We start from the raw sequence: 12,651 nt of genomic DNA, 5'->3' as shown, positions 1-12,651 counted from the left end.
CCTAATATCATTCCATCATGTAGTCGTTATTTCTTTTAACACATTATATAAACGTGTAGCCGCATCTGGTACTCCGAGTTCTTTCGTTAAACGGCTCATTTGGTTGAGTTTTTCTTCATTACCAGCAATTTCATCAATGGCATGCAGCAAACGATCCCCTGAAAGCTCTGATTCTCTTAAAACAATCGCAGCATCATGTTTTTCAAGTGATCTTGCATTGATTTCCTGATGATTTGCCGTCACGTATGGGCTCGGAATAAAAATGGTTGGGATTCCAAGAGCCGTTACTTCAGCAATTGTTGTAGCTCCTGCTCTTGCAACAATCACATCGATCGATTTCAGGTACTCTGGCATTTGATGCAAGAAAGGTTTTGTGATCATGTTAGGTGCTGCACCTTTTTCCTTTAGTTCATTCAACACTTTTTCATAATGAACCTCACCTGTGATATATAAAAGCTGGTAGTTTTTAGCCTTTAAATCATCTTGCATTTCGATCACTGCTCTATTGATAGGAGCAGCACCTCGACTCCCGCCGAAAATAAGAACCGTTTTTTTCTTTTCATCGAGCCCGAATTCTTTAAGAGATTTCCCCTCTTTTATAGAGACGACTTCAGAGGCTCTAGGGTTTCCCGTAAATACAACCTTTTCAGAAGGAAAATGTGCCTTTGCTTCATCAAAGCATATGGCTACCCTATTAACATATCTCGCTAGGAACTTATTTGTAATACCAGGCAGGCTGTTTTGTTCGTGTATAATAGTCGGGATTTTCAGCTTAGAAGCCGCATAAACAACAGGCCCACACACATAACCGCCTGTTCCAATAACCGCATCAGGCTTGAATTCTTTTAAGTAAGATTTGCTTTTTTGAACGCCTTTCAAAAATCTCATCACCGTTTTGACGTTATCAAAGGAAAGCTTTCGTTTAAAACCTGAAATTTCTATCGCCTTGAAAGGGATATTTTCTCTTTCTACAATTTTCTTTTCAAGTCCATTTTCAGTACCGATATATAAAAATTCCACATCAGGATGCAGTCTTTTCACTTCTTTAATAAAGGCTAAGGCCGGATAAATATGTCCGCCTGTTCCGCCTCCACTGATTACTATACGCATTATACCATTTCCCCTCATTTTTTTTCTGCTCTGAACAAAGTATAAACCCTGTTTTAAACAACAGGGCTCCATTAAAACCTGTAAAGAAGAGTCAAAATACACGTTTTCGAAACAAAAACTGTCATTTTCACTCTTCAAATCATTTTTTTATACTTTTGCAAAATAAACGTCAACATGGTTTCATAAGCTTCAGCACGCTAATATCTTGCGTACCTGCTTACATTCAGAAGTACGCCAATCGCCATCAGCATTAATGTCAATGATGAGCCGCCATAACTAAGGAATGGGAGCGTGATACCTGTCACAGGAATAAGTCCAGTGACAACTGCGATGTTAATCATTACTTGTATGGCAACCATTGAAATAATACCAACTGCTAGGAAACTCCCATATAAGTCTGGGGCTCCAAGTGCTATTCGTATGCCTCTCCATAATAGAACACTAAAGAGGAGTAAAATGAGTGATCCCCCTATAAAGCCAAGCTCTTCAGACAATATCGCAAAGATGAAGTCCGTTTGGGGCTCAGGTAAATAGAAGAATTTTTGTCTACTTTGACCAAGTCCCATTCCGAACAGACCACCTGGACCTACAGCGTATAAGGATTGAATAATTTGAAACCCACTGCCTAGCGGATCTTCCCAAGGATTTAAGTATGATGTAATTCGTTTTATTCGGTAGGGTGCTGATAAGACCAGTGCAGCAAACCCGCTGAGCCCTATAAGACCGAGAAATATAAAGTGAGTTATTCTCGCACCTGAAACAAATATCATAATAATACAGGTTCCAACCATCACCGTTCCTGTTCCCAGATCCGGCTGAAGCATGATGATGGCAAATGCAGAAAATACAATGCCTAAAGCTGGGGCAAAACCTTTGCGAAAGGATGTGATATTTTTTTGTTTTTCAGATAAGAATTTTGCAAGAAACGCAATCATCGCAAGCTTCATAAATTCAGAGGGCTGAATACTAAACGCACCGACACCGATCCAGCTTCTTGATCCATTTCTCTCCATACCAATGCCAGGAATAAGTACAAGCAGCAAAAGGAGAAAACAAACAGCAATCAATATCTTTGACCAAGTCCGCCACGTCCAATAATCGACTCGCATAATGAAAAACATTGCGATAACTCCGATTCCGGCAAACAACAGCTGTCTTTTTGCAAAATAAAACGAATCATCAAATTTATACGATGCCCACACAGCACTAGCGCTGTACACCATAATTAAACCAATCGTCAATAAAAGTAACGTAATGACAACAAGCAAAAAATCCGGAGAAGTTTTCTTATTCGTCAAGAGACCGACACCCCAAGCATAATTTCATTTGGGCTGTCAGTCATATGAGAGACAAGCCCTTATTTAAGCATATGCACGGCGTTTACAAACATGTCTCCACGTTCTTCAAATGTTTTATGTTGATCCCAGCTTGCACAAGCCGGAGATAATAAAATCACGTCTTCTTCTTCAGATATGTTAAACGCCGCAGGTACTGCTTGTTCAACATTATCGACATGTTTTACGTGATGTATTCCAAGCTCTTCACCAAGCTTCACAAACTTAGGTGCAGTCTCACCAAATGTGATAATTCCTTTTACATGTTTCATAAAAGGTTTCAACTCATCAAATTCATTGCCTCGATCAAGTCCACCTGCTAATAAAATAGTTGGTTGTTCGAAGGCTGACAATGCTTTACTTGTTGCCAAAATATTGGTTGCTTTACTATCGTTATAAAATTTCCGACTCTGAATTGTATCTACAAATTGCAGACGATGCTTCACTCCACCAAATGTCGTGAGAACGTGAACGATTGCTTCATTTGAGCAGCCTGCATTTTTTACAACACAAATAGCTGCCAGAATGTTTTCTTGGTTATGCTCACCAGGAAGGACAACATCCTTTACATCAATGATATGTTCATTCATGTAGTAAATTGCACCATGTTGAATAAACGCACCATGTTCTACTGGCTCTTTCACTGAGAAAAACACTTTTTTTGCTTTTGAACCTTCTGCTAGTTTTACAACGGAAGGATCATCTAAGTTAATTACAGCAATGTCATCTTCATGTTGATGTGCGAATACTTTCTGCTTTGCTTTTTCATATTCTTCACGAGTGTGGTGATAGTCTAAATGTGCATCAAAAATATTTAATATTAAGCTGATTTTAGGTCTAAATTCAACTGTTCCCATTAACTGAAAAGAAGACAGTTCCGTTACGATCCACTCATCGCCAGCTGCATTTGCAGCGACTTCACTGGCAACTGTTCCAATATTACCCGCCACTAATGTTTTTTGGCTGTCTTTTTTCAGCATTTCATAAATCAATGTCGTGGTAGTGGTTTTTCCATTTGATCCAGTAATCCCAATAAAAGGAGATGAGGTTAAATGATACGCTAATTCTATTTCCGTCCAAACTGGAATTTGGCGGCGAAGCGCTTCTTGAACCATCACATTTTCATATGGAATTCCTGGATTTTTAATTAAAATTGTAATGTCTTTATCTTCGAATATACGAAGAGGATGACTGCCACAAATGACATCAATCCCCTTTTCAGAAAGTAGCTGAGCAGGTTTATTTTCTTCAAACGGTTTTTGATCATTTACCGTCACATTTACTCCATGTTCATGAAGAATTGAAGCTGCCGCATATCCGCTTTTAGCAAGACCTAATACTAGTACATGTTCGTTTTTTAACATTTGCATCTTATTCAATTATAACCACACCTCGATGTAAATTCCTAAAACAGCAAGTAATAAACCAGCTGTCCAGAAGGTGACAACTACTCTCCACTCTGACCAGCCAACTAACTCATAGTGGTGGTGAAGCGGACTCATCTTAAAGATTCTTTTGCCGGTTGTTTTAAAGGAGATGACTTGAAGAATAACGGATAACGTCTCAACAACAAATACTCCACCAATAATGACAAGTAAAATTTCAAGCTTCGTTAAAATCGCAATTGCTACAATGGCTCCGCCTAATGCTAGAGAACCTGTATCACCCATAAATACTTTTGCAGGATGTGCGTTAAACACAAGGAAGCCAAGGACGGCTCCTGCAACAGCTACTGAAAAGATCGCTACATCATACTGGGATTGATTCCAAGCCAGTATAGCAAATGCTCCGAAAGCAATAGCAGCGGTTCCAGATAAGAGACCATCCAGTCCATCCGTTAAGTTCACAGCATTAGAACCTCCGACAAGCATGAAAACAACAAGGATAAAGTAAGCCCATCCTAAATCAAAGCTGACGTCTGTTCCTGGAATGCGAATCGTTGTTGCAAACTGATAATAATGGAAAACTGCATAAAAGATCACAGCGATCACAATTTGACCGATTAATTTCTGTTTCGATGTTAATCCAAGATTTCGTTTCATCGCTACTTTAATATAATCATCTAAAAATCCTAATAGGCCGTAACCAAGTGTGACAAATAACAGTAAAAACATTTCTGGACTAATCTCAGAAAATTTGTTGATCATCACAATTGTTGTAATAGTGATAGAAAAGATAATCATGATGCCGCCCATTGTCGGTGTCCCAGATTTCTTTTGGTGGGACTGCGGGCCCTCTTCTCTAATACTTTGACCAAATTTTAGTCTTCTTAAAAACGGTATAAAAATCGGGGATAAAAGAACACTGATTAAAAATCCCATTATGATTGTAAACAATATCACCTGTTCAAGCATCGTTCTTTACTCCTTCCGAATTTCCAAAGCCGTTTTCCATCAGAAAATTGCATTCATTATTATGGTATTCATTCACGTTCTTCGTATGTTGTTTTTGTACAAAATGCTTCATTTCATTACACTCTTTTCATCATTTTAAGATTTGTTTAGATCTAAAATAGCGTCAATAGCAACCTTTGCATCATCAAAGTCATAGACTTGATCACCAATAATTTGATAGGTCTCATGGCCTTTACCCGCTATTAAGACTGTATCGCCTTTTTTCGCATTGGCAATGGCAAAGAAGATCGCTTGTTTCCGATTCACAAAGCTATGATAATATGCGTCTGGCACCCCGTGTTCCATATCTTTTAAAATGGCTGAAGGATCTTCGCTTCTTGGGTTGTCTGATGTAAATACAGGTTCATCTGCATATTTCACAGCGATTTGAGCCATTTGAGGACGCTTTGTTTTATCACGGTCGCCGCCGCAGCCAATTACACAGAAAATTTTGCCCTCTGTTAATTCTCTACATGTTGTGAGGACATTTTCTAAACTATCAGGTGTATGTGCGTAATCGACGATGACAGGGAAGTCTTGATCGCAGTTTACAAGTTCAAATCTGCCCTTGACTCCTTCCAGCTCTTCAATCGCACTCACGATCGTCTCAAATGTTAAGCCAGATACGATCCCAACTGATACAGCTGCGAGGATATTATACACATTGAACTTTCCGACGAGAGCAACCGTCAGTTTCTTGGTGCCGATTGGAGTGACCAAGTCAAATTGAGTTCCCTTTGGCATGATTTGAATATTTTTTGCCATGACATCTGCTTTTCGCTCTAGGGCATACGTCATGATTTCAGCAGCTGTGACTTTTTCAAAATAACGCGAAGCCTCATCATCTGCATTTAAAATCGCATGCTTCGGTTTATTATGATGAAAGGCACTTCCGAGCTGAGAAAACAGTAAGCTTTTCGCATGTTTATATTCTTCCATTGTGTTGTGGTAGTCAAGATGGTCCTGCGAAAGATTTGTGAAAACAGCAATATCATAATCACATCCATGCACCCTGCCAAGATGGAGGGCATGCGATGATACTTCCATGATGGCTGTGTCTACATCTTGATCAAGCATCTGTTTAAACGTTTTTTGAAGTGTGACACTTTCAGGTGTGGTGTTTTTCACGTCGAGAATGTCATCATTCACCTTCATATACATCGTACCGATTAAGCCTGTTTTCTTCTCGGCTTTTCTCATCATTTGTTCGATCATGTGTGTTGTTGAGGTTTTTCCGTTTGTGCCTGTGATCCCGATGAGATTCAGCTTATGAGTGGGCTGTTCATAAAACGCATCAGCTATTCTTGCAAGTGCTCTTTGAGAGTGTTTCACAATAATGACTGGTACCTCTGTTATGTTAAGAGGGTGTTCTGCTACAATGGCTGCAGCCCCGCTTTTCACCGCTTTTTCAGCATAATCGTGTCCATCTACTGTATAGCCTTTTATACAGACAAAAAGGCTTCCCTCTTTCACCTCTCTTGAATCCATCTCAATGGAAGTGATATCAGGATTTTCGTTTATCAATTCGTTGTTTTCACTTTTAAAGTATGTAAGCAGTTCTTGTAATTTCATTTTCATATCAAACCTCTCAAATTCGTTCACGTGCATGTCTTGTGAAAAAAACACACAGTCTATATTTTATCGTAAAAAAAAGGATACATCCAGCGTATTCCTTAAGTTTCTGTTGGAAAAAACACACTTTGGACTCTTTTTTTCAAACTGTCCTTCTCTTTCAACAAAAAGAGGCAGCCAAATGAGTGCGGCTACCCTCTGTTCATTCTTTATTATTCATCGTTTAAGTATAATCTGATCGTGGAGCCTTCTTTGACCTTTGTCCCAGCAGCAGGTGATTGCTTCACTACTTTACTGCCAGTTCCTGAGGCATCGATCTTTAGGTTGATCAAGAGGGATTCAAGATCTGAAACAGATCCTCCTACAAGATTCGGTACTTCAATGGTTTTTGTGTCCAGCCACTGATACTTCTTTTCAATTTGGCCTTTTCTTTTTTTCACACCCATCTCAGGCAGGCTATCCCGCATAATATGACCAACAATTGGTGCGGCAACGGTACCACCAAATTGAATGGTGCCTTTTGGGTTATCCACAGCTACATAGACTACGATACTTGGGTCATCTGCAGGCGCAAAGCCGATAAACGACACAATGTGGTTATTCTCCATATACTTTCCGTCCTTTACCTTCTGTGCTGTTCCTGTTTTTCCGCCGACCCGATACCCTTCAACAAATGCATTTCGGCCAGTTCCTTGAGCGACTACACTTTCAAGTGCATACCTGATTTCTTTAGATGTCTCTGCTGAAATCACTTTCTTTTTGGCAATCGGTGATTGCTTTTTCACGACCTCTTTTGTGATTGGATCTATCCATTCTTTTGCAATATAAGGTGTGTAAAGTGTCCCACCATTTACTGCAGCTGCTACTGCAGCTACTTGCTGAATTGGCGTAACAGATACACCTTGACCAAAGGCCGTGGTCGCCTGCTCTACAGGACCTACACGATCAAGCGGGAACAAAATTCCCCGCCCTTCTCCTTGAAGGTCAATTCCGGTTTTTTGGCCAAATCCGAAATTTTTGATATAAGAAAATAATTTTTCTTTACCAAGACGATCTCCTAGCTCTACAAAGCCGGGGTTACAGGAATTTTGAACTACTTCCAAGAATGACTGTGATCCGTGCCCGCCTTTTTTCCAGCACCTGAGTCTTGCACCATCAACTGTCACAGATCCACTGTCAAAAAATGAATCGCGTTTTAAATTCACTTTCTTCTCTTCTAATGCTGCTGCAAGTGTAATAATTTTAAATGTCGAACCCGGCTCATATGTGCTCCACACCGGAAGATTTCGGTTAAACACTTTTGAGTCAACTGATTGATAGTCAGCTGGATCAAAATCTGGTCTGCTTGACATCCCTAGCACTTCACCATTTTTCGGATTCATCGCAATCGCGATCATACCATCTGGATTATACTTTGCCTGCGCGTTGTCTAATTCCCGTTCTATGATGGTTTGTACTTTTGCATCGACTGTTAATTTCATATCAAGACCATCTTTAGGCGGAGTATAATCGTCTGCTTCATCTGGCATTTTCTGCCCTTTTGCATCGGAATAAAACTTCACAGACCCTTTTTCGCCTTTTAGGTCATCGTCATAGTAGGCTTCAAGTCCAAGTAAGCCTTGATTATCGATTCCAGCAAAGCCCAGTACATGTGAAAGAAAGCTGCCAAATGGATAATGTCTGATGCTGTCTTCTGCTACATACACGCCTTCTAAATCAAGCTCTCTTACTTCTTTTGCTTTTTCATGAGATACCTTTCTGCCCTCGGGAGAAATTCGTTCAATCGATGTTTTTTTCGTGACGTGCTTGTACGCTTTCTCTTCAGACATATTCAGCACAGCTGCCAATTTCTTGCTTGTTTCGGCGGGGTCTTTAATTTGCCGTGGGACGACCAAAATAGATGGAGCACTTTTGTTCGTCGCAAGCTCTACCCCATTCCGGTCCAAAATATCTCCTCGTTCCGGTTCGAATGGAAGGTTTCGGCTCCATGAATCTTTTGCTAAGCTTGTCAGCTTCTCACCCATAATAAACTGCACATATCCTAATCTAGTATCTATGATGAAAAAAATGATCACTCCAAACAGCAGCACGAAAAGCAATCGTTTTCTCACTGTTACACTCGACACTCGCACGCCCGGTTCACTCCTTACATATGGCTTGTTCTCATCATATGCAGGCCCGTCCTTTTGTAGAACGCATCGTGATATTCTGCTGGAGCAAAAGAAAAAACCTAGCAAGTGATTTGCTAGGTTTACAGTTAATTTGGGCTTTTAAATGTTACAGTGACGACTTTGTCTGAAATCTCCGCTCCACTTTTGACACTTTGTTTCACAGCATAGCCTTGTCCATTTGTTTCTATATGCACACCGGCAATCGAAGCATATTGAAGGACTTCCCTTCTGGACCAGCCTGTCATATCAGGCATCTTAATGGTTTTCCCTGCTGTTTTCAAGAACACTTTCTGGCTTTCAGAGAATTCAGAGCCCGCACTCGGCCACTGGCGTTTAATGGACAGACCGTCGCCGATGACAACAGGTGTTAAGTGTTTATTTTTGACTTCTGTTTCTGCCTGCTTCACTTCTAAATCCAGGAATGAAGGCATCGTTTCTTGTTTCACTTTTTGTTCGCCTGATTTTTTATCGTCTGTTTTTGTTGGTGCAATATTTAAATATAGCAAACTATTTTTCATGACAGGGTTAAAAATTTGAGAAACCGGAGCAGACCCTGTTTCTGTATCAGACAGCTGCGGCTGCTGAACAGCCACATACACAAGCAGCTTCGGATCATCTTTTGGCGCCATTCCCATAAATGAAAAGACGTAATCGTTTCTTCCTTGGAGGTAACCGCCGGCACCGCCAATTTGTCCCGTTCCTGTTTTTCCAGCAACGTCGAAGCCTTTGATTTGATAAGGCTGACCTGTTCCAATTTTCGAGGAAACAACCTCACCTAAAATATCACGAACTTGCTTCGCTGTATCAGATGAAATCGGTTTTCCTGCTGCTGTTGGTTCGTGCTGCAAAATCGTTTTGTTTGTGTTCGGGTCTGTAATATGGTCAATGACATATGGCTTCATCATTGTTCCGCCGTTTGCTATCGCAGTGGCTGCTTCGATTTGTTGAATCGGTGTGATGGCTGATGCTTGACCATAAGCTGTCGATGCTTTGTCATATTCATATCTATAATTGATTTTGCTAGACGCTTCGTTCGGCAAATCAATCCCCGTTTTGTCATAGAAATGGAACTTCTGCAAATATTGTTCGTATCGTGTGAAGCCTAGTTTTTCTTTTGCCAGCTTTGCAAAGGCCACATTTGACGAGCGAAGAACTCCTTGATGAAAGTCAATTTTCCCCCAGCCATTTCCGTTGTTGTGGTCTCGCACAAGGCCGCCGCCTACTTTATAAGTACCAGATTGATATTTTTCACTGCCTTGGTAGACCCCTTCTTGGATCGCCGCAGCGAGGGTAAAGATCTTCATCGTTGAACCTGGTTCAAACGCATATGAAATCACATCATTGTTATAATTCGTAATGTCTAGTTCATTTAAATTAAAGCTTGGTCGCTGCCCCATCGCGAGAACCTTCCCAGTTTTCGGATCAACGACTGTGGCAATGATTTTCTTCGGCTTATACTTTTTGGCAACCTGCGTCATACTTTCTTCAAGAAACGCTTGAATTTTCTGATCGATGGTCAGCGTGACATTTTTCCCGTCTTTCGGGGCGACAATGTCTTCTTTACTATTCGGTAAGGCCCATCCGCTTCTGTCACTGTTATATGTCACATAACCGTCTTTTTCTTTTAAAAATTTGTTCAGTGCCTTCTCAAGTCCCATTGCACCTGACATGTCCTTTGTCGCCTCATTTAATCTGGCATAACCGATTAGGTTAGAAGCAAACATGCCGTTTGGATAATATCGCTTCGTGTCTTTTTCAAAAGCAACACCTGGAAGCTTTAGCTTTTCAATTTTTTCCTTCGTTGAAAAACTAATATCCTTCCCCGCTTTACCAAACTCCACTTGGAATGCATCTTTTGTATTGAGACGCTTTAAAATTTCGCTTTCACTCATATCGATGACTTTCGAGAGCTCTTTTGCTGTCTTTTCTTTATCGACGACATGCATTGGATGCTTAGGGTCCACTGTCATTTTCTTGCTCATGACCGCAATGAGCTTATACACAGATGTATCCTCAGCAATCACATTCCCATTCCGGTCTAAAATAGATCCTCTTTTGGCTTCAAGTGTTTTCTTCGATTGATATTGTTCATTTGCCTTGGCAGCTAATACTTGTCCATCAACTGTTCCTGTAATTTGAATATAGATAAAACGTGCTAGGATGATAAAGAAAAACAGGGCGAAGCAAATACTTGCAATTGCCGCGCCTCTGTTCATCATTTTATTCTTTTTAGGCATCGCCATGTTAATCGACCTTCTTAACATCTTTCGAAATAGTTAAGCCTGCTTTTTTCGCAGCATCAATGATTCTTTCTGGTTCACTCAGCAAATCTTTTTCCTTTTGTAGCTCAGTGATCTTCTTCGATTCTAAAGATACTTGCTGTTCTAGCTTCTGCACTTCGATATTGGCGTGATAGACAGCAAAGGCTTTAGAAATGATGAGAATCGAGCTGCACATAAGAGCCATGACAAACATGACAAGTAAGATTTTTTCACCAAGTGTGATAGAACCTCTTCTTTTAATGACAACCGATTGGCCTTGCTGCTCTGTTTGATGTTGCTTCACTTCTCTTTGATAAGCCAAATTACTCATAAGAAACCTCCTTTTTATCATCATCTATGGTGTCATTTTACTTTTTTTCTGCAATTCGGAGCTTCGCTGAACGGGCACGGTTGTTATGTTCCAGCTCTTGTTCTGATGCAACGATCGGTTTTCTCGTGATCAGCTTCAGCTTAGGTTCAAGTCCTTCTGGAATCACTGGTAGTCCGTGCGGAAGTTCTGGAAGAGAAGACATTTCTCTAAATGTACTTTTACAAATCCGGTCTTCAAGTGAATGGAATGTAATGACAGAAATTCTCCCCTTCGGATTGAGTAACTCTATTGCTTGTTCTAGTGCTTCTTCAAATACTTTCAATTCATCATTTACGGCAATTCGGATCGCTTGAAACACTCTTTTCGCTGGATGTCCGCCAGTTCGTCTTGCAGGTGCCGGAATTCCTTCTTTGATAATGTCGACAAGCTCACCCGTTGTTTCAATTGGCGCTTTTTTTCTTGCTTCTTCAATTTTGCGTGCGATTTGCTTACTGAACTTTTCTTCCCCATATTTGTAGAAAATCCGAACTAGATCTTCAAATGGCCATTCATTTACCACTTTTTTTGCCGACAATGCGGCCGATTGATCCATTCGCATGTCAAGAGGTGCATCATGGTGATAACTAAAGCCTCTCTCTGGTGTGTCGAGCTGAGGAGATGATACACCAAGGTCAAAAATCACACCGTCTACGCTTGTAATACCTTGTTCATTCAGACGTTCTTTTAAATATCGGAAGTTGCTTTTTATGAAAAGAATGTTCGCTTTAGAATCCGCGAGCTTCTCTCGTGCATGATCCAGTGCAGCATCGTCTTGGTCAAATCCAATCAATGTTCCTTTTTCTGATAAATGAGATAGTAAATATGAGCTATGACCTGCTCCGCCTAGCGTGCAGTCCACATATGTACCGTCTTCTTTTACGTTTAAACCGTCAACTGTTTCTTTTAATAATACTGTCTCATGTTGAAACATGATGTTATGGTCCCACCTTTTTCAAATAGAAATGAATGTGTAGAAAGCTTGCTGCACAAGGGATTATTATATATCAAATCCAATCATGTTTTCAGCAATTTCAGCAAAAGAATCTTCTTGCTCTTCTGTATATTGTTCCCAGATCGACTTACTCCACAACTCAATTCGATTTGAAACGCCGATGACCACACATTCTTTTTCGAGTTTTGCATATTGGAGTAGGTTTGATGCGATGTTAATACGCCCCTGCTTGTCCAGATCGCATTCGACTGCGCCAGAGAAGAAGAACCGGGTAAACGCACGTGCATCTTTTTTCGTTAGCGGTAGTGCTTTGAGTTTCTCTTCGATTAGTTTCCACTCACTCATAGGGTAGCCAAATAAACATTGATCAAGCCCTCTCGTCAGCACAAACTGTTCTCCGAGACCGTCTCTAAATTTAGCAGGGATGATCATGCGCCCTTTTGTATCAATCGTATGTTGGTATTCACCCATGAACATGATAATCAGAG

At 40.5% G+C, this 12,651-nt stretch carries 10 protein-coding genes; all 10 read right to left on the bottom strand.

Features of this window, described 5'->3' with window-relative positions:
- Positions 1-15 precede the first annotated feature (15 nt).
- The 10 genes from murG to mraZ all read right to left on the bottom strand — a co-directional run bounded on the left by murG (position 16) and on the right by mraZ (position 12,640).
- Positions 16-1,110, bottom strand: coding sequence for an undecaprenyldiphospho-muramoylpentapeptide beta-N-acetylglucosaminyltransferase (gene murG / locus MHI33_RS08785; protein ID WP_003212323.1), 1,095 nt, complete (start codon positions 1,108-1,110; stop codon positions 16-18).
- A 197-nt stretch (positions 1,111-1,307) separates the two neighbouring features.
- Positions 1,308-2,408 carry a stage V sporulation protein E gene (gene spoVE, locus MHI33_RS08780; protein WP_044141993.1) on the bottom strand — a complete coding sequence of 367 codons (1,101 nt, stop codon included), beginning with the start codon at positions 2,406-2,408 and terminating at the stop codon, positions 1,308-1,310.
- 59 nt (positions 2,409-2,467) lie between these two features.
- Positions 2,468-3,814, bottom strand: coding sequence for a UDP-N-acetylmuramoyl-L-alanine--D-glutamate ligase (murD, locus tag MHI33_RS08775; protein WP_445661787.1), 1,347 nt, complete (start codon positions 3,812-3,814; stop codon positions 2,468-2,470).
- 9 nt (positions 3,815-3,823) lie between these two features.
- Positions 3,824-4,798 carry a phospho-N-acetylmuramoyl-pentapeptide-transferase gene (gene mraY, locus MHI33_RS08770; RefSeq protein WP_003211854.1) on the bottom strand — a complete coding sequence of 325 codons (975 nt, stop codon included), beginning with the start codon at positions 4,796-4,798 and terminating at the stop codon, positions 3,824-3,826.
- A gap of 135 nt (positions 4,799-4,933) precedes the next feature.
- Entirely contained in the window at positions 4,934-6,409 is a 1,476-nt protein-coding gene (locus MHI33_RS08765) for a UDP-N-acetylmuramoyl-L-alanyl-D-glutamate--2,6-diaminopimelate ligase (RefSeq protein ID WP_044142100.1), read from the bottom strand.
- A gap of 212 nt (positions 6,410-6,621) precedes the next feature.
- Complete coding sequence (locus tag MHI33_RS08760; protein ID WP_012009866.1) at positions 6,622-8,541, bottom strand: stage V sporulation protein D; 1,920 nt, start codon at positions 8,539-8,541, stop codon at positions 6,622-6,624.
- Between the two features lie 125 nt (positions 8,542-8,666).
- On the bottom strand, positions 8,667-10,817 hold the full coding sequence (locus MHI33_RS08755) for a penicillin-binding protein (protein ID WP_268507363.1): 2,151 nt from the start codon (positions 10,815-10,817) through the stop codon (positions 8,667-8,669).
- Between the two features lie 7 nt (positions 10,818-10,824).
- A complete protein-coding gene (gene ftsL / locus MHI33_RS08750; protein ID WP_044141994.1) occupies positions 10,825-11,172 on the bottom strand; it encodes a cell division protein FtsL in 348 nt (115 codons plus the stop codon).
- A 37-nt stretch (positions 11,173-11,209) separates the two neighbouring features.
- Positions 11,210-12,142: a 16S rRNA (cytosine(1402)-N(4))-methyltransferase RsmH gene (rsmH, locus tag MHI33_RS08745; protein WP_126741219.1), complete on the bottom strand. Its 933-nt coding sequence runs from the start codon at positions 12,140-12,142 to the stop codon at positions 11,210-11,212.
- 66 nt (positions 12,143-12,208) lie between these two features.
- Positions 12,209-12,640 carry a division/cell wall cluster transcriptional repressor MraZ gene (gene mraZ, locus MHI33_RS08740; protein WP_003211163.1) on the bottom strand — a complete coding sequence of 144 codons (432 nt, stop codon included), beginning with the start codon at positions 12,638-12,640 and terminating at the stop codon, positions 12,209-12,211.
- Between the last annotated feature and the right edge of the window lie 11 nt (positions 12,641-12,651).

This window comes from Bacillus sp. FSL K6-2971, from assembly GCF_038006405.1.
GTDB lineage: Bacteria > Bacillota > Bacilli > Bacillales > Bacillaceae > Bacillus > Bacillus pumilus.
This window is presented reverse-complemented; position numbering and strand designations above follow the sequence as displayed.